The sequence below is a fragment of the Albirhodobacter sp. R86504 genome (genome assembly GCF_042466415.1).
GTDB lineage: Bacteria > Pseudomonadota > Alphaproteobacteria > Rhodobacterales > Rhodobacteraceae > Albirhodobacter.
Map to the genome: position 1 here is coordinate 1 of NZ_JAXHCH010000003.1, position 23,742 is coordinate 23,742.

20 protein-coding genes are annotated in these 23,742 nt (G+C 60.5%); 15 read left to right on the top strand and 5 right to left on the bottom strand.

Going from position 1 to position 23,742, the window contains the following annotated elements; all coding sequences use genetic code 11:
• From SJY32_RS15645 to SJY32_RS15660, 4 genes are all read left to right on the top strand, one after another.
• On the top strand, window positions 1-1,097 hold a 1,097-nt coding region (locus tag SJY32_RS15645; RefSeq protein ID WP_376877826.1), incomplete at its 5' end, for a thiamine pyrophosphate-dependent enzyme.
• Window positions 1,097-2,080, top strand: coding sequence for a 5-dehydro-2-deoxygluconokinase (gene iolC, locus SJY32_RS15650; RefSeq protein WP_376877829.1), 984 nt, complete (start codon window positions 1,097-1,099; stop codon window positions 2,078-2,080). The genes SJY32_RS15645 and iolC, both read left to right, overlap by 1 nt.
• A gap of 9 nt (window positions 2,081-2,089) precedes the next feature.
• The gene (locus SJY32_RS15655) at window positions 2,090-2,929 is read left to right on the top strand and encodes a 5-deoxy-glucuronate isomerase (protein WP_376877832.1); all 840 of its coding nucleotides are present in this window, start codon (window positions 2,090-2,092) and stop codon (window positions 2,927-2,929) included.
• Window positions 2,926-3,759, top strand: coding sequence for a class II fructose-bisphosphate aldolase (locus SJY32_RS15660; protein ID WP_376877835.1), 834 nt, complete (start codon window positions 2,926-2,928; stop codon window positions 3,757-3,759). Before SJY32_RS15655 ends, SJY32_RS15660 begins: the two co-directional genes overlap by 4 nt.
• A gap of 38 nt (window positions 3,760-3,797) precedes the next feature.
• On the opposite strand, the gene SJY32_RS15665 is transcribed toward SJY32_RS15660, so the two are convergent.
• Together SJY32_RS15665 and SJY32_RS15670 are read right to left on the bottom strand one after the other, a co-directional pair.
• Window positions 3,798-4,493, bottom strand: coding sequence for a FadR/GntR family transcriptional regulator (locus SJY32_RS15665; protein WP_376877838.1), 696 nt, complete (start codon window positions 4,491-4,493; stop codon window positions 3,798-3,800).
• 64 nt (window positions 4,494-4,557) lie between these two features.
• Window positions 4,558-5,553, bottom strand: a complete 996-nt coding sequence (locus SJY32_RS15670; protein WP_376877841.1) for a Gfo/Idh/MocA family protein — start codon at window positions 5,551-5,553, stop codon at window positions 4,558-4,560.
• Window positions 5,554-5,799: 246 nt separating this feature from the next.
• On the opposite strand from SJY32_RS15670, the gene SJY32_RS15675 reads away from it, so the two are divergent.
• From SJY32_RS15675 to SJY32_RS15705, 7 genes are all read left to right on the top strand, one after another.
• A complete protein-coding gene (locus SJY32_RS15675; protein ID WP_376877844.1) occupies window positions 5,800-6,798 on the top strand; it encodes a tripartite tricarboxylate transporter substrate binding protein in 999 nt (332 codons plus the stop codon).
• 65 nt (window positions 6,799-6,863) lie between these two features.
• Entirely contained in the window at window positions 6,864-7,358 is a 495-nt protein-coding gene (locus tag SJY32_RS15680) for a tripartite tricarboxylate transporter TctB family protein (protein ID WP_376877847.1), read from the top strand.
• Complete coding sequence (locus tag SJY32_RS15685; RefSeq protein ID WP_376877850.1) at window positions 7,359-8,873, top strand: tripartite tricarboxylate transporter permease; 1,515 nt, start codon at window positions 7,359-7,361, stop codon at window positions 8,871-8,873.
• Window positions 8,874-8,896: 23 nt separating this feature from the next.
• The gene (locus tag SJY32_RS15690; protein ID WP_376877853.1) at window positions 8,897-9,622 is read left to right on the top strand and encodes a ribonuclease activity regulator RraA; all 726 of its coding nucleotides are present in this window, start codon (window positions 8,897-8,899) and stop codon (window positions 9,620-9,622) included.
• A 3-nt stretch (window positions 9,623-9,625) separates the two neighbouring features.
• On the top strand, window positions 9,626-11,140 hold the full coding sequence (locus SJY32_RS15695) for an aldehyde dehydrogenase (NADP(+)) (protein ID WP_376877856.1): 1,515 nt from the start codon (window positions 9,626-9,628) through the stop codon (window positions 11,138-11,140).
• Window positions 11,141-11,314: 174 nt separating this feature from the next.
• Window positions 11,315-11,749, top strand: a complete 435-nt coding sequence (locus tag SJY32_RS15700) for an iron-containing alcohol dehydrogenase (RefSeq protein ID WP_376877859.1) — start codon at window positions 11,315-11,317, stop codon at window positions 11,747-11,749.
• Entirely contained in the window at window positions 11,746-12,474 is a 729-nt protein-coding gene (locus SJY32_RS15705; protein ID WP_376877862.1) for an iron-containing alcohol dehydrogenase, read from the top strand. Before SJY32_RS15700 ends, SJY32_RS15705 begins: the two co-directional genes overlap by 4 nt.
• 42 nt (window positions 12,475-12,516) lie before the next feature.
• Here the strand turns inward: SJY32_RS15705 and SJY32_RS15710 are convergent, their stop codons facing one another.
• Window positions 12,517-14,454: a Hint domain-containing protein gene (locus SJY32_RS15710; RefSeq protein WP_376877865.1), complete on the bottom strand. Its 1,938-nt coding sequence runs from the start codon at window positions 14,452-14,454 to the stop codon at window positions 12,517-12,519.
• Window positions 14,455-15,173: 719 nt separating this feature from the next.
• Window positions 15,174-16,328: a HupE/UreJ family protein gene (locus SJY32_RS15715; RefSeq protein WP_376877868.1), complete on the bottom strand. Its 1,155-nt coding sequence runs from the start codon at window positions 16,326-16,328 to the stop codon at window positions 15,174-15,176.
• Window positions 16,329-16,679: 351 nt separating this feature from the next.
• Here SJY32_RS15715 and SJY32_RS15720 point away from each other — a divergent pair, with 351 nt between their 5' ends.
• On the top strand, window positions 16,680-17,870 hold the full coding sequence (locus SJY32_RS15720; RefSeq protein ID WP_376877871.1) for a DUF1566 domain-containing protein: 1,191 nt from the start codon (window positions 16,680-16,682) through the stop codon (window positions 17,868-17,870).
• Between the two features lie 44 nt (window positions 17,871-17,914).
• On the opposite strand, the gene SJY32_RS15725 is transcribed toward SJY32_RS15720, so the two are convergent.
• A complete protein-coding gene (locus SJY32_RS15725; protein ID WP_376877874.1) occupies window positions 17,915-19,117 on the bottom strand; it encodes a replication initiation protein in 1,203 nt (400 codons plus the stop codon).
• A gap of 587 nt (window positions 19,118-19,704) precedes the next feature.
• Here SJY32_RS15725 and SJY32_RS15730 point away from each other — a divergent pair.
• From SJY32_RS15730 to SJY32_RS15740, 3 genes are all read left to right on the top strand, one after another.
• Window positions 19,705-21,108 carry an AAA family ATPase gene (locus SJY32_RS15730; RefSeq protein WP_376877877.1) on the top strand — a complete coding sequence of 468 codons (1,404 nt, stop codon included), beginning with the start codon at window positions 19,705-19,707 and terminating at the stop codon, window positions 21,106-21,108.
• Window positions 21,109-21,111: 3 nt separating this feature from the next.
• Entirely contained in the window at window positions 21,112-22,209 is a 1,098-nt protein-coding gene (locus SJY32_RS15735) for a ParB/RepB/Spo0J family partition protein (protein ID WP_376877880.1), read from the top strand.
• 104 nt (window positions 22,210-22,313) lie between these two features.
• Window positions 22,314-23,714, top strand: coding sequence for a phosphomannomutase (locus SJY32_RS15740; RefSeq protein WP_376877883.1), 1,401 nt, complete (start codon window positions 22,314-22,316; stop codon window positions 23,712-23,714).
• The last annotated feature ends 28 nt before the right edge of the window (window positions 23,715-23,742 follow it).

Consider the following 23,742-nt stretch of genomic DNA (forward strand, 5'->3'; position numbering starts at 1 on the left):
CGCATGGCATCCCTGTCGTGGAAACCATCGCAGGGCGCGCGAACCTCAAACAGGGGCATCCGCTCAATATCGGGCCGGTTGGTGTGACGGGGTCTGACAGTGCGAATGCGATTGCCGAGAAGGCCGATGTGATTTTGGCCGTCGGCACGCGGTTGCAGGATTTCACCACCGGATCATGGACCGCCTTTGCCAAGGACGCCAAGATTATCGGCCTGAATGTCGCGCGCCATGATGCGGCCAAGCACCTTTCCACGCCGATTGTTGGCGATGCGAAGCTGGGACTTTTGGCGCTGGAATCTGCGCTTGGCGCCTATACCGCGCCCAAAGACTGGCTCGATTTTGCGCAGGCCGAGCGCGCAAAATGGGTCGCCTATACCGATAAAATCACCGCGCCGTCCAACGGCCCCAATTGCTATGCGCAGGCCATTCGCGTGGTTAACGATCTGTGCGATCCGCGGGACCGCGTTGTCGCCGCCGCCGGTGGATTGCCCGCCGAAGTGGCCGCGCATTGGCAGACCAAAGAGATCGGCACCGTCGATATCGAATTCGGCTTCTCCTGCATGGGCTACGAGATCGCCGGCGGTTGGGGCGCGCGGATCGCCCAGTTTGAACGCGAACCCGACCGCGACACCGTGGTGTTCACCGGCGACGGATCGTATCTTTTGATGAATTCGGATGTGTATTCGTCGGTTCTCTCACAGCGCAAGTTGATCATTTGCGTGCTCGATAACGGCGGCTTTGCGGTGATTAACAAGCTGCAAAACAACACCGGCAATGAGAGCTTCAACAATCTGATCGAGGATTGCCCGACGATCCCCGCGCCCTTCGCGGTTGATTTTGAGGCCCATGCCGCATCGATGGGGGCGCTGGCGGAAACCGTCACCAATCCCGCCGAATTTGGCGAGGCGTTCAAACGCGCGAAGGCGGCGGATCGGACATCCGTCATCGTGATGAAGGTCGATGCCTATGAGGGCTGGACGAAACAGGGCCATACTTGGTGGGAAGTCGGCACGCCGCATGTCACCGAGAACGCCAATGTTGCCGCGAAACACGCCGAGATCGAGGCGAGCCGCGTCAAGCAGCGGAAGGGCGTGTGATGGCGGATGTGATTGCGCAAATTCGCAAAAACCGGTTCGTCGTCGTGGGCCGCGTCGGGATGGACTTGTTCCCCGATGTCGGCGTGGCGGTCGAAGATGCGGCCAGTTTTACCGCCGATATGGGCGGATCGTCGGCCAATATCGCGGCGGGATTGGTGAAACTGGGGGCCGAGGCCTCGCTTGTGACGCGCGTCTCGGCCGATGCGGTGGGCCGGTTTTGCCGCAATAAATTGGCCCATTACGGCGTGGACGCGCGCTATGTGCGCGATGAGGGCGGCGAGGCGCGCAACTCATTGGCGCTCTATGAAAGCCGGATCAAAGGCCATCAATCGGTGATCTACCGCAACCGCGCGGCGGATTTCGAGATGGCGATGGAGGACGTGCAAGCCGTTGAGTATGCAGGCTTTGGCGCGCTGATCGCGGCGGGGACAGTGTTCGCGGCGGAGCCATCACGGGCGGCGTCATTTGAGGCCTTCCGTCTTGCGCGCGCCGCCGGATTGCCGGTGATTTTCGATGTGGATTACCGCCCCTATTCCTGGCCCTCGGCGCAGGTGGCGGAGGAGGTTCTGTCACAGGCCGCGGCCCTGTCGGATGTGATCGTCGGCAATGATGAGGAATTTGGGTTTATGGCCGGCGGAATCGAGCACGGCTTGCAAAAAGCCCGCGATCTGGCCGCCACAACCGCGACGATTGTCGTCTACAAAATGGGCGAAAACGGCGCGATCACGATCACCAAAGAGGGCGAGATCAAAACCGGAATCTACCGCGTCGACGCCCTCAAACCCACCGGCGCGGGCGATAGTTTTATGGCGGGGATGCTGTCCTCGCTGGCATCGGGCCATGATCTGAAATCCGCCGTGCTGCGCGGCTCTGCTTGTGCGGCGATTGTGGTGGCCAAACCCGGTTGCGCGCCCGCGATGCCCTACCCTGTCGATCTTGAAAAATTCTTGGCCACCCATGCTGGCCCCACTGAAATAACGTAAGGAAATCAGATGCATATCGCCCCACATGACAACCAAAACAAACCCATCGTCGACATTGATGATCCGACGGTCCCGCTCAATTATTTCAACATCGTCATGTTGAAAGCGGGGCAAGCCTTTGAGTATCAGGTGCCCGGCTATGAGACCTGCATCGTGCCCGCCACGGGCACTGTCGATGTCGAGATTGAAGGCCTCACCTTCGCGACCATCGGCAATCGCGGCGTTGATGTTTGGGATGGCGAGCCGGAAGGCGTGTACGCCCCCGTTGGCGCCAAAGTGAAGATCATCGCCGTCACCGATACCGAGACTTTCGTAGCCGGTGGCCGCTATGACAAAGTGCTCGATCCGTTCGAGATCCGCGAGGCGGAGCTGGACAAGGTGCAATACGGGTCCGACGACACCAAAACCCACCGCAAGATCAAGCATATCTTGGGCACGAAATACCACGGCAAGGTCGGCCGGTTGCTGGTGTCGGAGCTGTTCACCGTGGGTCAGGGCGGTTGGTCCGGTTTCCCGTCGCATAAGCATGACACCGATCGCCTGCCGTTGGAAACCCGCCACGACGAGACGTATAATTTCCGCTTCCGCCCCAATCACGGCTCCGGCGTGCAGATGTTGCAGCGCGAGGATAACAAGCCGGGGGATGCCTATCACATCATGGATCGCTCGACGATTTGCCTCGACAAAGGTTATCACCCCTGCGCGGTTTTGCCCGGTTATGAGATGTATTATTTCACCATTTTGAGCGGGCTGTCGCAGCGCAGCTTGGTGCAATATTTCCAACCGACCCACGCCTATCAGGTCGAGACGATCCCGGGGATCAAAGACATGGTGGCGAAGTTCAAATGAGTTTGGTCACACTGGAACAGGTGCTGCAACCTGCGCTGAAGGGCCAGTATGCCGTGGCCGGATTGGTCACTTTGGGCTGGGAGGACATGCGCGCCTATGTTGCGGCGGCGGAGGCCGAGGGCTGTCCGGTGATTTTGCAGGCGGGGCCAAGCTGCCGCGCGCATACGCCTTTGCCGATCTTGGGCAAGATGTTCCGCTATCTGGCGGAGAACGCCTCGGTGCCAGTCGTCGCGCATTTGGATCATGGCTACACGTTCGAGGATTGCCGCGCGGCGCTGGATGCGGGGTTCACCTCGATCATGTTTGACGGATCGCGCAAACCTTTGGCGCAAAACATTGAGGAGACAGCCAAAATCGCGGAGATGGCCCATGCGGCGGGGGCATCTTGCGAAGGCGAGATCGGCTTTGTTGGCTATGCGGGCGGCGAAAATTCCGCCGGCACGGATCCGGCGGAGGCTGCAAAATTCGCCGCCGAGACGGGCGTGGATGCGATGGCGATTTCGGTCGGCAATGTGCATTTGCAGCAAGATAAAGAGGGCGGCTTGGACCTTGATCGCATCGGCGCGATTGAGGCGGTGACCACGGTGCCGCTGGTGATCCATGGCGGGTCCGGCGTGCCTTTGGCGCAGCGCAGATTGCTGGCGACAGGGTCGTCCGTGTGTAAATTCAACATCGGAACCGAGCTGCGGATGGCGTTTGGCGCGGCGCTCCGCGCGGCGGTGAATGCCGATCCCGACCGGTTCGACCGCGTGAGCATCCTAAAAGAAACGCATGAGCCCTTAGTCGCCGCCACGCGCGGCGTCTTGCAAGGCTTCAAACCTGCGGGATAAAAAAGCGCGGCGCGGATCTTCCGATCTCGCGCCGCGTGTCAATTCCCGCCCACAAACATCCTGTCTTTCGCCGCCGCGATATGCTGGCGCATCGCGGCCTGCGCGGCATCGGGTTGTTTCAACCGGATCGCATCCAAAATGGCACGGTGCTCCGCCAAAACGAGATCTTGCCGTACGGGCACATCCAGCAAGGTCAGCGACCGCGATAGCTTCATCCCGAAGGCGATTTGCTGCCCCAAAGATTCCAGCACCGACGAGAAAAACGGATTTTTCGCGGCCCGCGCAATCGCGAGATGCAGCATCTGATCGGTTTCCACCGCAGCCGCGTTTTGCTGATAGGTTTCCTCCATCATGCGGTAGGCGTGCTCCATCGCGGCGAGATCTTCTTCGTCGCGCCGCCGCGCCGCCCAAGCCGCCGCCGCCCCCTCCACATCGATGCGAAACTCGTAGCATCGCTGCACATCCGAGATGGATTCGAGTGGCACAAACGTGACCACATGGCGATCGGGGCGGCGCAAGACATAGCTGCCGGACCCGCGCCGCGATTGGATAATCCCGTCATCCCGCAGCCGCGCCAAAGCCGCCCGAACGATAGGCCGCGAAACGCCACACCCCTGCGCCAGAACATCCTCGGCGGGAAGCCGGCTATGCACCGGATATTCCTCGTCGAGAATTTTCGACAAAAGCTGATCATAGACCTGATCTGCCAATGACGGGCGCGGGGTATCACTCAAACCAGTCTCCTTCACTCAAACCATACGCAGCCCTACCAGACAAGCGGAGACCGGTTCCAAGGCATCAGATCTCCACGCCAGCCGCGCGATAGATCAATTCCATAAGCCGCAGCGTCTCCAGATTGTCCAGACGATCCGTTTGGAACCGATCGCCGCTGCGCAAACCGTGGACGAAATCGGTGACCGCCCCCGTGAAGCAGGCCTGATAATTCGCGGCCAGATCATGCATCGACACATCATCGGGCTTCGACAGCAGGGTAATGCGGTCACGATCATAGATCAACGTATCGGCCTTGCCCATCAGCTCCAACCGATCGGCCGGCAAAGGCGGATGACCGGGCGCGGCGATATTCGCATCAATCTGCACCAATGCCCCCGAGGCGGTGCGCAGTTGGATCAGGGCGACATCTTCGCCCGCGAGATCAGGATTCATCCGATCCAAAGCGGCGTTCACGACCGTCATCTCGCCCAAGATCGAGCGCAGCGCGTCGAGATGGTGAATCAGCACTTCGAACACCACAAGCCGTTTGAAATTCGCTAGATAGGGTTGGCGGTTGAGCAAAAACGGCACCTTACCAGGGTAATCAAGCACGGCCGATGCGCGCACCGTCATCCGCGCGTGGCGCACCTCGCCCACCTCGCCCGCGCGCACGCGCTTGCCCAGCTCGGCGTAATGCGGGCGGAAACGGTAGTTCTCGTGGATCATGAAGCGCACGCGCTCGCCCACATCCGCGATCAGACTTTCGGCCTCGGCAACCGTCGGCGTCATCGGCTTTTGGCACATCACATGCACGCCGCGATCGGCGGCTTGGCGCACCAACGGCGCATGGCTGCCGACAGGCGTAATGATATCCACCGCATCCGGGCGCACGGCGTCGAGCATCTCGGCCATATCGGTAAAGACTTCCGCGATTCCGAATCGGTCCGCCTGTTCTTGCGCCTTCGCGCGGTCAGGATCGCAAATCGCCGCAATCGTAACGGCCTCTTGCGCCTGCCAGCCCTTCAGGTGGAATTCGCTGATCGCGCCTGCGCCCGCGACAGCAATCTTTAATGGTTGCATCATGTTCTCCTCACATGCGTTGATCTGCTTATAACTTGTTTTGATTGATATTTACAAATATTGACTTGTTGAAGATCGCATATTACAAATTATTACGAATTGGACGCAAGCTCGACCAAATCACACCGGTTTACCACGCCCTTCGCGGAGGGAGGCGCGCGGAACATCACTGAGCGTTTGCGGATTGGCATTGACCCGTCCGACGGCGTGAACGCCCCTGAGGGCACAATTTTCTGGGAGGAAACTATGACTGATTTCACTAAATTCACCCGCCGCGGCATCCTGAAAAGCGCGGCTGCTGCATCCGCTGCGAGCCTCGTTCCGGCGGCGGCATGGGCCGCGGATTACCCGTCGCGCCCGCTCACAATGCTTGTGCCTTGGGGCGCTGGCGGCGGCACGGATGCTTGCGCACGCATGGTTTCGGCCCTGTTGGAGCGCCGCCTCGGCCAACCGATCAACGTTGTAAACCGCACCGGCGGCGCTGGCGTCATCGGCCACTCGGCCATCGCGACGGCTCCGAACGACGGCTACACGCTTGGCCTCGTGACGGTTGAGATCGCAATGATGCATCACCTCGGCCTGACCGAGCTGACCTCGGAAGATTACACGCCACTGGGTCTTGTGAATGCGGATAGCCCTGCGGTTACGATCTCCTCGAACAGCGAATATAAAGACCTCGCGAGCCTCACCGCGGCGATCAAAGCGTCCGAGCCAGGCACGTTCAAAGCGTCCGGCACGTCGCAAGGCGGCATCTGGCACCTCGCGCTCGTCGGTTGGATGAAGGCCCTCGGCCTTGATGGCAACCATGTGACTTGGGTGCCGTCCGAAGGCTCTGCGCCTGCGATGCAGGATCTTATCGCTGGCGGTATCGATATCGTCACGGTCTCGCTCGGCGAAACCAAGGCGATGGTGGATGCGGGCCGCGCGGTCAACGTGGGCCTGATGGGCACAGAGCGCGCCGCAAGCCATCCGGATGTTCCGACCCTCGCAGAAGCGGGCGGCGGCGAGTTCCAGCTGGCGACATGGCGCGGCGTTTGCGGGCCGAAAGACCTCCCGCAGGACGTGGCCGAGAAACTGGCCGCCGCCGTCGCAGAAGTCGCAGCAGATCCGGAATTCGTTGAATTCATGAACGGTCGCGGCTTCAACCTCGTCTATCTCGATGCGGCAGCGCATGGCGAGATGATGACGAAGGCCGACGCGCAAATGGCCGAAACGATGTCGGCCGCTGGCCTGATCCAGGGCTAAGCACGGCACACGGGGCGGGTGCGGTTTGGGCCGCATCCGCCCTTTTTCCGGATTAAGGGGGGATTATGAAGATCACCGATGCCCTTTTGGGTATATTTTTCGCGCTACTTGGGGCGGCCATGTTCTGGCAGGCGTCCCAGTTTCCGTCCTTCGCCGGACAGCCTTACGGGGCGGCCTTCCTGCCCGAGCTGATCGCGTCTGCGTTCATGATCGGCGGCGTTTTGCTCGTCATTCGGGATGTGCAAACACGGCGGCTCAATCGCGCGGAGATCGGTGAGGATCACACCCCCATCTTCGCATGGACCCAAGATTTGCGCGAGGGCGGCCTTCCGGCGCTGATCGCGGTTTTGGGCAATGTGCTCGCCCAAATCCTTTTGTCGACGAAGCTCGGTTTTATCCCCGTCTCGATCGTTGGCTTGACGGTTTTGTTCCTCGTGCTGCGCCTGCGCCCTTGGGTTGCGGTCGTGCTTGCCATCGCGACGAGCTTTGCGTGCTGGTGGTTGTTCGTCGGCCTGCTCCGCGTGCCTTTGCCGCGCGGCCTATTGGACGGAGTGCTTTAAATGGGTTTTGATGTTCTTCTTCAGGCACTTGCGCTTGTTCTTAGCCCCGAGGTCATTCTCACCGCGCTGCTGGCTGGTGCGTTCGGCATGTTCGTCGGCGCGATGCCCGGCCTGACCGCAACGATGGCGACTGCGCTTTTGGTGCCGCTGACGTTCTTTATGGATCCGATCCCTGCGCTCGCGGCGATTGTTTCGGCAAGTGGTATGGCGATTTTCGCGGGCGATATTCCCGGCGCTTTGCTGCGCATTCCGGGCACGCCTGCCTCGGCCGCCTATGTTGAGGATAGCTATCAGCTCTCCTTGAAAGGCAAGCTGAATGAGGCCCTTGGCACAAATCTCTTGGTCTCGTGCATCGGTGGTTTGGTGGGGGTTGGCGTTCTGATCGCGGCGGCGCCCATGCTGGCGGAATTCGCGCTTCGCTTCACGTCCTACGAATATTTCTGGCTGGCGCTTCTTGGCTTGTCCTGCGCGATTTTCGTGGCATCCAGCGATCCGCTCAAGGCGGGGATTGCGCTGCTCATTGGTCTGGCGCTTGCAACGGTTGGGCTCGATCCCACAACCGGCGTGCCACGGTTCACCCTTGGTCAGGTCGATCTTTTGGCGGGCGTCGAATTTATCCCTGCGATGATCGGTCTTTTCGCTCTGGCTGAGGTCATGCGCGGCGTAATCAAACTTAACCGCAATACCGAGGCGGCCGTGATGCCGCGCAATGACGGGCCTTTGTTCAAAGACGTTGGCGGGATTATCCGTAAACACCCTAAAAATATCATTCGCGGATCGCTGATGGGCACGATCATCGGCGCGTTGCCGGGCGCTGGCGCGGATATCGCGGCGTGGATGGCCTATGCTGTTTCCAAGCGCTTCTCCAAATCCCCCGAAAAATATGGCACAGGCCATGTCGAAGGCCTCGTCGATGCGTCGGCCGCCAATAACGCAGCCGTCGGCGGCGCATGGATACCGGCGCTGGTGTTCGGGATTCCGGGCGATAGCGTCACCGCGATCGTGATTGGCGTGCTCTATATGAAGGGCATGAACCCCGGCCCGACCGTGTTCATCCAGAATCCGCAGCTGATCTACGCGGTGTTCATGATCTTTATCCTGACGACGCTGATGATGGTGCCGCTGGGTTGGGCCGCGGTGAAGGCCGCGCGTCAAGTTCTGCGCGTGCCGGCACGTGTCTTGCTGCCGATCGTCATGAGCCTTTGCATCGTTGGCGCGTTTGCGATGACCAACTCCGTCTTTGGCATCGTGATCATGTTTGCCATCGGCATCTTGGGCTGGATCATGGAGGACAACGGCTTCCCCGTTGCGCCGATCATTCTGGGGCTCGTTCTCGGGCCGATGTTCGAACGCATGTTCATGACGTCGATGATCAAATCCGGCGGCGATCTGAGCGCCTTCTTTGAGCGCCCGATCGCGGCAACGCTCGGGGTCTGCGTCTTCGCGATCTGGGCCTTGTCGATCTGGGGGGCGGTGCGCCGCCACCGCGCCAAAACCAAAACCCTTCAGGCTTGAACGCCACACCGAGGAAAGAAAACATGACTGATTACATCCTGTCTGACGAGACGCGCGAAAAGCTGAAGAAAGTCTCCACCGCGTCCGTTGCAACGGCGCTCTACAAACGCGGCCTGCGCAACCAATTCGTGCAAGGCGTAAAACCGGTTGAGCGCAAGCCCGTCACCATGGTCGGGCAGGCATTCACCCTGCGCTACATCGCGGCACGTGAAGATCGCAACCCGATCACCATCTTCCGCGAGCGGGATCACAAGCAGCGGGTCGCGATCGAGACCTGCCCCGCGGGCCACGTGTTGGTGATGGATGCGCGCAAAGACAGCCGCGCGGCGACCGCAGGCTCGATCCTGATCACGCGCCTTGCGCTGCGCGGTGCGGCGGGCGTTGTGTCGGACGGCGGCGTGCGCGATGCGGTCGGGATTGGCGAATTGGACATGCCAGCCTATTTCGCATGTTCTTCCGCGCCGACGAACCTGACATTGCATGAGGCGATTGACATCAACGTGCCGATCTCGTGCGGCGACGCGCCTGTGTTCCCGGGCGATGTGATGCTGGGCGATGGCGACGGCGTGATGGTGATCCCCGCGCATCTCGCGGATGAAATTGCAGATGAATGCACCGGCATGGAATCGTTTGAAGATTTCGTACTGGAGCAAGTGAATGGTGGCGCAGCCATCATCGGCCTCTATCCCGCGACGGATGAGGAAAACTTGACGAAATACGCCGCTTGGCGTGAACGGACAGGACGCTAAAACATGCCCCATACTCCCCATGGCGCGCACCTGATCGCAGGTGAACGGATCAAAACCGACGCAACCTTTACCTCCTCCCCCGCGACCGGCGCGGCGTTCGACTATTCCGTCGGCACGCCCGCCCTCGTCGATCAGGCATGTGCGGCGGCGGATGCCGTCTTCCCTGCGTTTGCCGCAACAACGCGTGAACAGCGGGCTTTGTTGCTGGAAACCATCGCGGATCAAATCGACGCACGCGGCGATGCGATCACCGAAATCGGCAGCGCGGAAACCGGCCTGCCGGCGGCGCGTTTGCAAGGCGAGCGTGGGCGCACAACAGGCCAATTGCGTCTGTTCGCGGCCCATATCCGCAACGGCGATTATCTGGATCGTCGTTATGATGCGGCGCTTCCTGATCGCCAGCCTGCCCCGCGCCCCGATTTGCGCATGATGCAACGCCCGATCGGCCCTGTTGCCGTGTTCGGCGCATCGAACTTCCCGCTCGCGTTTTCGGTGGCGGGCGGCGATACGGCGGCGGCGCTTGCGGCGGGTTGCCCTGTCGTTGTCAAAGGCCACAGCGCCCATCCGGGCACCGGCGAAGTCGTGGGCGACGCAATCGTTGCCGCGCTCACCGAGTTGGGCATGGATCAACGCATCTTCAGCCTCGTTCAAGGCGGCAAACGCGATGTTGGCGAGGCGCTCGTCAAGGACGCGCGCATCAAAGCCGTCGGGTTCACCGGCAGCTTGGGCGGCGGTCGCGCGCTCTATAACCTATGCGCACAGCGCCCCGAGCCGATCCCGTTCTTCGGCGAATTGGGCAGCGTCAACCCGATGTTCGTTTTGCCCGCAGCGGCGAATGAGCGCGGCGCGCAAATCGGTGGCGGTTGGGCAGGCAGCTTGACCATGGGCGCAGGCCAGTTCTGCACCAACCCCGGCATCGCGGTTGTGATCGACGGACCAGATGCGGATGCCTTCGTGTCGGCGGCGGCTGAGGCCCTGAAAACCAGCGCGGCACAAACCATGCTGACAGATGGCATGGCGGCGTCCTTCCGCGACGGCGCAAAGCGTGTTGCGGCAGGCAAAGGCGTCAAAGCCCTTGTCGAGACATCGTGTGACGGTCGCTCGGCGGCACCTTACCTGTTTGAGGTTTCCGCCACAGACTGGATCGCCGATCACGACCTCGCGGAGGAAGTCTTCGGCCCGCTCGGCCTCGTGATCCGCGTTCAGGACGAAGCGCAGATGATCGAGATTGCGCAAAGCTTCACCGGCCAGCTGACGGCGACGTTGCAAATGGACGATGCCGATATCGATCTCGCGCGGGCCTTGTTGCCTGTGTTGGAAAAGATGGCCGGCCGTGTGTTGGCAAACGGCTTCCCGACGGGCGTCGAAGTGTCCGATACGATGGTTCACGGCGGCCCCTACCCCGCCAGCACCAACTTTGGTGCGACCTCGGTCGGCACGCTCTCGATCCGCCGCTTCTTGCGGCCCGTGTGCTACCAGAACCTCCCCGCAGCGCTGCTGCCGACTGATCTCGCGTAAGCGACAGACGGCAAACGCCTGCGCGTCCGGCCCGCCCCGCATCCTCCCCGCGGTTGGCGGGCCGGCGTTTTTATAGGCTGGCCAAAGGCCTTGCTCTCGCAGCGCGCAGGTTTGATAACAACGCAGGAACGCGCGTCATGGCCCACCTGCCGACGCGCAGCGAGGGGGGATATCATGACACATTTTACATTCGCAACTGCGGGGCAGATCCGGTTCGGGCGGGGCATTGCCCGCGATTGCGTGGCCGAGCTTGCCGCGCTGGCGCCGCGCGTATTGTTGGTCACCGGCGCCAATAGCGCCCGCGCGGACTGGCTGCGCGGCGCGCTGACAGGCGCGGGCTGCACGGTGACGATCTTCGCGGCGCTGCGCGAACCCGATCTCGACATGATCACCGATGCCGTGACCCGCGCGCGCCAAGCTGATGTCGGCGCCGTCATCGCGCTTGGCGGCGGCGCGGCGATAGATACGGGCAAGGCCATCGCGGCGCTGATCCCCGCCACCCGTCCCGCACTTGATCATCTTGAGGTCGTCGGGCTTGGCCTGCCGCTCGATCATCCCCCCTGCCCTTCGCCGCCCTGCCAACCACATCGGGGACGGGCGCCGAGGTGACACGCAACGCGGTGATTTCGGTGCCCGCCGCGCGGCGTAAGGTGAGCCTGCGCGATCTGGCGATGCTGCCCGGGCTCGCGATTATTGACCCCTCATTGACGGATGATTGCCCGGCGGCGATCACCTTGGCGTCGGGGCTGGATGCTATTACCCAAGTGATCGAGCCTTACCTCAGCACCCGCGCGAACCGAATGACGGACGCGCTCTGCCGTGATGCGATCCCGTTGGGGCTCGCGGCGCTCAAAACGCTTATGACGGGTGGGACGCAGGCGCAGATGCAGGCCGCGCGCGACGATATGGCATGGGTCAGCGTCAGCGGCGGAATGGCCTTGGCGAATGCGGGGCTTGGTGTGATCCACGGCCTCGCAGGGCCGCTTGGTGGGCTGTCAAATGCCGCGCATGGCGCGATTTGCGGCGCGCTCTTGCCACATGGGTTGACCTTGAACGCGGCAAAGATCGACCCCGCCGATACGCGGCTTTGCGCGCGGATGAGGGATGTGCGCGGATGGATCGCACAGGCTTTGGGCGGCGCACCAGAGCAGGCCTTCGACACGTTGGCCGATTGGTCGCGCGGCGCGGGGTTGGCGGGGCTGGATGCTTTGGGCATAACCGAGCGGGACCGTGCCGCCGCCGCGGACTCGGCGGCGACATCCTCGTCGATGAAGGCCAATCCGGTGGCGTTAAATGCCGCGGATCTGGTCGCGTTGATGGAGCGCGCGCGCTAGGCGCAGGCGGTAAGCGGACGCGGGAACCCCCGCGTCCCGCCCTTAAACCTCGAACAGGACCTTACGGTTGCTTTGCAGGCGATCGGCGAATTTGCGCATCTGCTTCCCCTTTTGCGGAATATACCGCGCAGGAACCGGCACGAAATCGGGCTCCATGATCTCGGGGAACAGCGCATTGATTTCGGCACGTGCCTCGGGCGCGATGGATTTCATCGCCTCCGGCCCTGTGAACAAGCTCTCGGTTGCGGCGCCGTTCGAGAACACGATCTCATGCTGGTCGAACAGCATGTGGAAATATTCGACCTCCTGCGCGTCCTCCACCACATCAATTCCGTCCAGCCCCAGAAGCTTAACCGCAGGCACCAGAATTTCACGCTCGCCAAACATCCGATGCGCAACAACCGACCGCACAAGAACGCGGTGCTGTGGCGAGACGATCAAATCACGGACGGGCAAATCACCGCCCAACGCCCCGGCAGAGATGCGGATCGGGCGCAGTTTGGGATGCTGCGTCAGATCGATCAAATCGAGTTTGCGACCGCCGATCCAAACGAGCGGTTTGAACCCGTTATCCATCGTCATCACGTAATCGCCCGCCTTCAGATCCTCAATCGGGACCTCGCCTTTGCGCGTTGCGATCTTGGTGCCGCGCGCAAAGCAGACAACCGAGAAAGTCACATTCTCGAAATTCTGGAACGAGATATTACCAACCTGACCTGTCTCGTCGCCGCTCGTGATATTGAACGTGCCGCTGCCGTAAACGCCGGTATCGAGATTGTTGATGATATCATCATAGCTCAGCGTCTCGGACGGGCCAAAGGCAATCACCGTGCCATTCGCGGTGGTGAACGTGCCTGCGGTCTGGCCGTCTTCCGTGCCGTCATCGATGCCTGTGATGTCGGATAGGTTCACAGCCGTGGTCAGAGTGATGGAATCGACGCCCGTGGCGGTTTCCGTGGCGATGTAGCGCTCCACAGAGGTGACCGTATCGGAACTGCCTGTCGCGGTCACTGTGCCGTTTCCGCTATCGTCGATCGAGGCGGTGATCGGCGTCGAAATCACGGAGTAATAGGTGTCCGTGCCCTCGCCGCCATCGATCACATCGGTGCCAAGCTCGCCGCCCATGATATCGTTGCCCGCGCCGCCCGACAGAACGTCATTGCCCGATCCACCGCTGACGATGTCATTGCCGTCGCCGCCGCTCACGCTGTCGTTATCGGCGTTGCCATAGAGGCTATCATTCCCCGCGCCGCCGATCAGCGTATCATTGCCCGCGTCGCCGCCCATGATATCGTTGCCATCGCCGCCCAGCAGGGAATCCGCACCGTTTGCGCCCACGATAGAATCGTCGCCCTCACCGCCACTGATCGTATCGTTGCCATCCTGGCCGTTGATCGTGTCATTGCCCAAGCCGCCGTCAACGACGTCATTCCCGCCGCCCGCGCCGATGAAATCATTGCCGCCGTTTCCAAAGATCGTATCGGCATTATTCGTTATCACGTCGCCTTGCAGATCGCTGTAGCCAACCGTCATCGTCTCGGCGCCGTCGAGGCCGTTTACCTCACCATCCGGACCGGTCGTCGGGAGCGTGTAGGTCGCAGTCGCATCGATATTGAAGTTGATCGAAACGCCGGAGAGCGGCGGTAAACCGTTGGGCGCATAGAGGTAGATCTGCGCGGGATCACCAACCGAAAACGCCATGACACTGCGCGGGAAAACCTCGAGCCCTGCGAGCCCGATCAACGATACCGTCCCGGATCCGAGATAGGTGATCTCTTGCGGCGCGCCCGATCCCAAAGAGAATGTCGTCGGCGTTGATTCATTCGGGCCAATCTGGCCGTCATTATCCGTCAGCGTGCCAGTTTGCCCCGTGGAGCCCGAGTTCAAAAGACTGGTCGAGAGTAAACCGCCAGCCTGCAAAGATGCGACCGAGCCGTTAAAAGCATAAAAGCTATTTGTTCCGGTGAGTTCGACGCTCATGATAAACTACCTTTGATACGTGTTTCGAAGTTTTCCGCAGTGCGGAGAGAGGGGAAACTTCGGAGCAATTGCTCCCGTAACTCGTCAAGGTCGCCCTGAAACGGGCTTTTACAGAGGGGTCAGCGTCAATTAATCTCAAATCCGGATATATTAACGCCTGCACATTTTAATTCAAAATTTCGACAAACCCATTAGCAACACCCTGATGAGGAAAGTCGCCACTTATTAATATTCGTTAATTAGAAGTGAACATTCACATCCTGTCAACGAGCATCAGAAGAATCCTTCAATTACTCATAGTTGTATGAATGTCTAATATGAAAATACCCCCTGATTATTCATGCGCGCTTATTTAAAACGACTGTTTCCGCAAGTGCGCCAAATGGCGGGCGGCCTGCGCCATTGTGCAAGATCAGGCCCAAATCCAGCCCTGAATCCCACCACTAGGCGCTCATGCCTCGCGTTTCCGCGCCTCCGTTGGGCGCGCGCGCGGTCATTGCTGCGGGTTGATTAGATGTGATAAATATACACCATTTTGGCGCGATTGGCCCGCGCCAAACCGAGGATGTAAAGTCTCACGCCACAACGCAGCGCGCTTTCAAGCCGTGCGCTATCGCCCCGAGGCGATTCGGGGCCATAGATCTTTGTTAGCCGCGCCCGACATTGCGCGGATGTTGAACAAGGCCGCGCGCCAATCCACCCGAAATCGCGCGACGCCGCTACAGGAAGACGCGTTCAATCGCCCACCATAAGCCGACCAAAGCGATCACGGTTGAGCACGGGATGACGATAAAGCGCCGATACAGAGGTTTGTTGCCAAACGGCAAACCAAGCACGCAAGCCGCAATCAGGATCACGAACAGCTGGCCCAATTCTACGCCGACGTTGAAACCGAGCAAGCCGATCACAAACTGGCCCGACGGCAGCCCGACATCGCTGAGCACCGAGGCGAACCCCAAACCGTGCAGCAACCCGAACGCAAACACGACCGCAATCCGCGCGGGCGAAACGGTGCCCCTCTGGCCAAAGACGATGTTCTCAACCGCCACGTAGACGATCGAAATCGCGATCAGCGGCTCAACCACGCTCGCGGGGAGGGTCACGATTTTCAGACTCGCCAGAGCCAATGTGATGCTATGGGCCAACGTGAAGGCGGTCACTTGCGCGAGGATCGGCTTGAGACGCAACGAGAATAGGAAAAGACCAAGGACGAACAGGATGTGATCCATGCCCTTTGGCACGATATGCTCGAACCCCGAGACAACGAACCGCGCGAATAGCTTTGCCGCCGGCTCTCGCGTGGGGCCGGTGCGTTGCATCGGTTGGCTGACCTGCCCGCCTTGCAGCAATTCGGTGAAACTCTCGTCGGCGCTGTCTGTTTGCTGCAGGCTCACAGGCCCGAAATCCGCCCGCCACGAGAAAACAACGGGGGTATCATCGGCGGGCAACGGCGCTGTGAGTGTGAAACTGCTGATCCTGAGCTGCTGCGGGTCTCCGACCTCGGGCACCGCGATCGCGCCCAAAGTGAGATCAAGCCGTGTATCGCCCGCGTAAATCTTAAGTTTATCCGCAATCGCGGCCCAATCTGCGCGCACCGCCGCCTCCAATTCCGCCGGCGATTTCGCGCGCAGGGTTGCATAGAGCGCGTTCACCGCATCCGCATCAACAGCGGATCGGGGATTGACCACGGAGATCGCGAGGATCGGTTCGAGTGCGTCACGCACCGAAATTTCAACCTGTTCCGCCTCAACAGAGACGGTTATCACGGCTGGCTCGGTTTGATGCGCGGCGGCGGGATATGTCAGGAGACACAACACCAGACATGCCGCGAGAAAGCTCTCCATGCGGCGCAGAATTGCGTTCACGTTCATCATTCGACCAACCCTCTTCATTGCTGCCAGTCCGCCCCGCGCAGGCCTGCGCAAGCGAACAGGACGTGTTAACGCGCAAATCCGAACGCGGGTCAATCGCTCGGTTACGATCCAACGTGCCGATGCGGGTTTTTCCGCCGCAGGCCCAAAAGCATCGACGGAAACACGCCGGACCGGCGTATAAAGGCGCCGTACGATGAAGGCCGCCGATGAGGTCCGCGAGCGCGCGCCTACCCTCATCGCCATATGCAGCAGGCCCTCGTTCGGGATTTGATCTGAAACAATGCGACACGGCGCTCGGCGGCTTAGCAAGGCGGGAAGCCCCGTAATGTTCAAATAATTGAGTAAGATAAAATGACCAAGCTAACTCTCCTCGCTGCGCTGCTCCTCGGTGCGCAGTCGGGCGCCGCGCAAGACCTGACATATCCGCTCGTCGATACGATGCAGGATCGTTGCTTTGATCTTATGGGCGATGTGATCAACTGCCCTGCGGCGGGCCATGCGCTGTATGGCCAAGACGCGCAAGACATCCGCACCCCTGCCGATTATACCGACAACGGCGACAGCACCGTGACCGACAATGTGACGGGCCTCCTGTGGCAAAAAACGCCGACCAGCGACCGCCTGCAATATGCCGATGCGTTGGCGGCCTGCGAGACCCTCGATCTCGGCGGACGCACGGACTGGCGGATGCCGTCGATCAAAGAATTGTATTCCTTGGCAGATTTCCGCGGCGAGTTGCTACGGCCGGAGGAGGGCGAGCCCCGCCCCTATCTTGGTACCGAGGCTTTCGATTTCGCGTACCCTGACGGACCAATGATTTTCGCAGGTCAATATTGGAGCAGCACCTTGCATGTGAAAGGCCCCGTCATCAACGGCCGCAATCAAGGCGCGTTCGGCTTTAACTTTGCAGACGGGCATATCAAATCCTACGGCACGGGCCTCGATTTCTACACGGGCGCCCCGTCCGCGACGAGCGGCCTGCCCACCGGCGACGGCAAAGCGCCGGGCAACTTCCTGCGCTGCGTGGCGGGGGATGCGGGCGTTTACGGCGTGAACGAATTTACCGATAATGGTGATGGCACGGTGACGGATACGGCGACCGGCCTCATGTGGCAGCAATCCGATGACGGGACGCGCCGCGAATGGGCCGATGCCATGGCCTATTGCGAGGCGCTGGATTTGGGCGGCCACGGGGATTGGCACCTGCCCGATAGCAAAGCGCTGCAAAGCATCGTCGATTACGACCGCACCAGCATTCCCGCGATTGATCCGATTTTCGGCACTACGCAAGACTCCGAGACGCTCGATTTCTGGACCAGCACAACCTTTGGCGACATCAAAAGCCATGCGAATGTGATCGTCTTTGGTCGCGCACTCAGCAAATCGGGTGACCAGACGGAGTATACCGATTGGCACGGCGCCGGGGCGCAACGCTCCTCCATCAAGACGTTGACGGGGCAGGCCCTGACCGAGGAAGACACGTGTTCGATCAACGCTTGCGATATCGACCGGCCTGATAACCTCGTTCGCTGCGTGCGTTAAAACGATGGGCGGCCGTGTCGACCGACGGCCGCCCATACCACCCTTTAGCCTGCGGTATCCTCAAACGCGCCTGGCACCAGATCATCCCAAAACGCTTGAATCGCCTTGGCGTTTAAAGCGGACATCCAGCCGTGACGTTCAAAATCATCGCGCGCGGCGCCCTCCAGTTTTGACATGAACAGACGTTTGTCGGCGTCGCGCTGGGTTGGGCTGCGGCTCGCGGCAAGGTCGCGCACCTTTGCCAGCTGCTTGCCACGTTCACTGACGGGCGCGGTGCTTCGCAACGCGGCGGGGTTTCGCGGCGAAACCTCCTCATCCTTGCCAAAGCCCTCTTTCAACGCCGCCGTCAAATACCCAACCGCGTTCTTCACGCCGCCCTGCCCCGCGACGTAATCAAGCTGACCGCGCACGTAATCCTCGCCGTGTTCTTTCACCCATTGCCGCGCAAGCCGATCGCTGACCCCCAAGGCGATAAGCCGCGCATAAACAGCCGAGCTGCGCAGCCCCTCGCCATCGTCCAGATCAAGGATCGAGAGCTGGGGGTTTTCGGCAATCTTGAAGCGGATATCGGTCACGGTCCGGCCCATCTTACGGGTCTCAGGCGTCACGACGATGTTCGATGTCTTGTTCACCTCTGCCACCGCAGGCTTGATCACCTTGGCGTTGAGATGCTTGAAAACCTCGTAATAGGGACTGTCTGCGACGCCCATCAGCCGCCGAAACAGATCGAGAGACCACCACCCCGTCGAGCCGGTCCGAACGAAACGATAGCAATTCTCGTACAGCGCCAAAGCGTGACCGCTGGTGAAGCGGCGTTGTATATTGAGGTTGATCAGCGCAAAAACCTTCGGATCGTTCAACTTTTCTGCCAAAGCCGGCGAATAGGCGTATTCACACACACCGCCCTTCAGCTTCGCATAGCTCAACAGCGACGAGACCCCCCACTCCTGTCGCCCATCCGCATCTAGCATATCCCATTCCGCAACAGTCTCTGCGAGCCCGCGTAGAGACTGTTTCAGCGTATCCATATCGTTTGAGTTATAGCCAATCATCATCGTTAAAGTGCGCGCGTCGATCTGGTGCACGGCCTGACTCGTGAGCGTGTCATAGGCGTTGAGCAGCAGCACATTGGAGAGTTTGCGTTGCAACAATGTGAGTTTGCCTGACACATGAATCGCCGCGACATTCTTCTTAACCGCGCCACGACGCAGCGAACCGGTCAGCTGATCTCTCGGGATCTCGTCCATCAAATATCCTTGCCTGCTCTGCTAACCCTCTGCGGGGTCTGGATGGGTGTGGCCTCACGCAAGCACGCGCGCTGCGACTCGCCGCCCCCTCAACTGGTGCCAGTATCCGCGATGAGGTATCCACGATCAACGGTTCATTTGGCACCTATATGCCCCACCCGTAAACAGGTACCTAAGCCCCCGCGCGCCACCTTAAGGGACCCGTTTGCAGGATGGCGGATCCCGCTCTCCCGAATCCATGAAACCCGATTCGTTGGAAATAGACCCTAAAGCGCAGCAAACAGTGTCTACGGGACAGACACAGCCCCCCTGCCCTGCGAATCGATACCTTCAATCCCGAATTCAGGTACCTTTGGACCCGTAGCCGGTCACCTCTCAGCCTGATAACGGGTACCTAAGAGAACTTATGTCGCTGAAATATAACGTATATTATCGACCGAAAGATTCTAAATTCTCATAAATAAACTTAAACATCCGCCGCTGTTTTCTCAAATTGAGCGGTTATCTGACAAGATGATTCACAAGCGGGGAGCGATGTGCGATAAAACTCACAACATCGCGCGAAACGGCGTACATGCAGAGGTATCATGACAGGTAAACCAAGCTCGTTGAACAAAGCGGATCTCCCGCCATATTTCAACATCGATCCCGCAGCCGCTGCCAAGACATTGGCCGAACCGATCAACACGGCGCGCTTTGCCAAAGCCGCCGCCTTTGTTGCTCGCGGACGTGACGATCTCGCAAAGCGGGGGTATGCGCCCGACGGTAAGAAGCGGCTGCGCAAATTTTCCACTTGGGAAGTCTGCAAATATTTGATCCCCGTCAACCCTGCGCATCTACGCCGTGTTCTCAAAGCGCATGAGGATCTGCCGCAAGGCGAAGGCGAGGGGGGCTCCAAGTGGTTTACCTTGGAGGATATCTTGCGATTGCGGGATCATTTTGCAGAGGAAGGCGCGAAAGATCGCGAGTACCGCGCTTGGCGGCCCGAGGGTCTGCCTGCGAAGGTCGTTGCGGTGGCAAACTTCAAAGGCGGTGTCGGCAAGACGTCGACTGCTGCGCATCTGGCGATGTCTGCGGCGCTGGATGGCTACAAGGTTTTGGTGATCGACCTTGATAGCCAAGGGTCAATGACCTCGATTCTTGGCGGCACCGTAGCGGATGAATGGGAGACCGTCTTTCCGCTGATGGCGCGCGATTACGCATTGAACCTCCAGGCGGAGAACAAGGTGCGTGCGGCGGCGGGTCAGCCATTGTTCCCGTTTGACGAAACCTTAACGGAGGCGCTGGAGGTTTCGCCGCGAAACCTTGTTCAGAAAACCCACTGGCCCAATATTGATCTCATCGGGGCGCAACTCAATCTTTACTGGGCGGAGTTCCAAGTTCCCGTCTGGCGGATGCAGTTGAAGTCGTGGGCGCTTTGGGATTCGTTGTCGAATGCGTTGAATGACGGCGGCTTGCTCGAAGATTACGATATGATCTTCCTCGATACCCCGCCCGCGCTTGGCTATCTGACAATCAACGCCCTTGCCGCGGCGGATATCTTGCTGGTGCCTTTGGGCGCGAGCTTCCTGGAATTTGATTCCACCGGCCGGTTCTTCGATATGATCTATTCGACATTCTCCTCGATCGAGGAGGGCGAGAACCGGATTCGCCGGGCGGATGGCCTGCCGGAGATGCGGTTTGAATGGGATGCCGTGCGCGCGTTGATCACACGTTTTGATGCCGCCCAGCAAACCGATCTCGCGAATGTCGTGCAAGCTTATTTCGGCGATTTCATGACCACCTACCGGCAGGAAGTGACGGCAATGGTCGGGCAGGCCGGCGAGCAAGTCTCTGGCATCTACGAGACGGATTACCGCGATTTTAACCGCGACACTTATGTGCGCGGCCGCGAGACGTTTGATCGCACATGGGCCGAGGTCAAAGAGGTGATCTTGGGGACGTGGTGGCGCGATTTGCAAATGATGAACGCATCGAAAGAGGAGGGCTAACGAATGGCAAAACGTAGAAAGCTGGAGGCGCCCTCCGCGGATGATCTCAACCGCTATGAGGAGGAGTTTCGCAGCGAAACCGCAGCGCGTGCCCCGACCATAGCCCCCATCGCGCAAGTCGCGGCCGAAGCGGCCAGCGGCTATGATCCGCGCCCTCATGAGGCCCGCGCCGAGGCCGCGAGAGACCGCGCCGATGCAGAGCGGATGCGCGGAGCACAGAGCAAGGGGCTGGTGATCGCGGAGATCCCGCTTAGCGAGATCGACGCCGATGCGCTGGTGCGTGACCGTGTCGCGCTCAACCCCGCCGAGATGGAGGAGCTACAATCATCGATCGCGGCGAATGGCTTGCGCCTGCCGGTCGAGGTTTTCATCTTGCGGGATCATCCCAAGGGCTATCGCTATGGGCTTTTGTCGGGGTATCGGCGTTACCGCGCGACCCAAGCCTTGAACGGGCAGGGGGATAGTTCCGATAAGTTCAATACTATCAAGGCTTTGGTTCGAGAGCCGGCGGAGATGGGCGGCACTTTTGCCGCGATGGTCGAGGAAAACGAAATCCGCGCGGCGCTGAGCCATTTTGAGCGCGGCCGGATCGCCGTCATCGCAAGTCAGCAAGGCGCATTCGCCACCACCGAGGCCGCCGTCAATGGTTTGTTCCCCGTCGCCTCCAAGGCGAAGCGGTCCAAAATCCGTTCCTTTGCGCTGATTTTCGAGGAGCTGGGGGATATGCTGACCTTCCCCGAACAGCTTAAAGAACGCGACGGTCTTAAACTCGCCGCCGCACTGCGCGAGGGCAATGAGGCCGCCTTGCGCGACGCCTTGGCCCAGCAAACCCCCGAGACCGCCGAGCAAGAGGCACAGTTGATCGAGGCGGCGATCAAGGCGCTGACGCCCTCCGTTCCCGCGCCGAGCCGTGGCGGGCGCCCGAAAACCCCGACGGGGGAGGGCAGGGAGGTCACGCTTGCCAATGGGATCACCGCGCAGACCGTGAAAGATGCGCAGGGCTGGTCGATCCGCCTGAAAGGGTCCCCCGTTGATGCGGACGTGGCCGAACAGGCGTTACTCGCGATTGAGGCGTTGTTGGGGCCTGCGAAAGAGATATGATCGCGAACAGCTTTTTTCGCGGCGCTGTTACATAATTATGTGAAGTGCCGCGAATAGTGTTACACCAGAACAGCTTTTAAGAGACTTACCGGAAAGGTTTTCCCATGGCCCCCTCCTTCGGCACCAGCGGTCTGCGCGGCCTTGTCACCGAGCTGACGGATGATCTCGTCACGCAGTATGTTCAGGCGTTTTTGGCAACCCGCCCGACATGCGACCGGTTGTTTGTGGCGCGCGATTTGCGCCCGTCTTCGCCGGAGATTGCCGATGTAATTTGCCGCGCGGCACAAGGGGCGGGCGTTGATGTCGTCGATTGTGGCGCGATCGGCACGCCTGCGTTGGCGTTGGCGTCGATGGGGGCAGGGGCAGCCGCGATCATGGTTACGGGGAGCCATATCCCCGCCGACCGCAACGGCCTCAAATTCTATGTGCCGGAGGGCGAGATTTCCAAAGCGGACGAGCTTGCCATCACCGCCGCCTATCGCGCAGGCACGCGCCGCGGGGGGGGCGTTGCGGGCACGCGCACCGCGCTCGCCGAGGCAGAGCCGCTATATGTCCAACGATATATCGAGGGGTTCGGGGCCGGGGCGCTGACCGGTCTGCGGATTGGCGTCTATCGCCACTCGTCCGTCGCACGTGACACGATGGAGCGTGTTCTTCGGGGCTTGGGCGCGCAGGTCGTATCCTTGGGGCATTCGGATGTGTTCATCCCCGTTGATACGGAGGCCGTCGATGCGCAGACGCGTGCGATGTTGGTCGCGTGGTGCGCGGAGCATCAGCTCGACGGCGTCGCGTCGACGGATGGCGACGCAGATCGCCCCTTGCTGACGGATGCGACAGGCAAAGTGATCGCGGGCGATGTGCTGGGCGTGCTTACCGCCCGCGTTCTGGCGGCGAAAACTGTGGTCACGCCGGTCTCGTCCAATGACATGGTGCGCCGGTGCCCCGAATTCGAGACTGTGGTTTTAACGCGGATCGGGTCGCCCTTCGTGATTGCGGAAATGGAGAAGGCGACAGATCCTGCCGCCCGTTGCATCGGGTTTGAGGCCAATGGCGGGTTCCTTCTCGGCTTTGATGCCCAGATCAATGGCCCGCTATCTGCCCTGCCCACGCGCGATTGCATGTTGCCGATCATCGCGCCGCTCTATGCCGCGCGGCAAGCGGGGCGTTCAATGGCCGAATTGGTCGCGGATTTGCCGGCGTGTTTCACCGCCGCCGACCGTCTGCAAGAGATCGATCGCGAGAAGGCGGGGGTGTTTTTGTCGCAATTGATTGAGGATGCGGATGCACGTGCCGCATTTTTCGCCCCCTACGGCGTCATCTCGCGCGTCGATCTGACCGATGGATTGCGCGTAGATTTTGAGCAGGGCGATGTCGTCCACTTGCGTCCGTCTGGCAACGCGCCCGAATTTCGTATCTACGCCCAATCAGGGTCGGAGACGCGGGCGAAATCGCTGACCGATACCGTGCGGGGGGATGTTGCCGCGCGGCTGGGGATGACGGGCTGATCATCAAAGCGCACCTCTCTGGCCGATC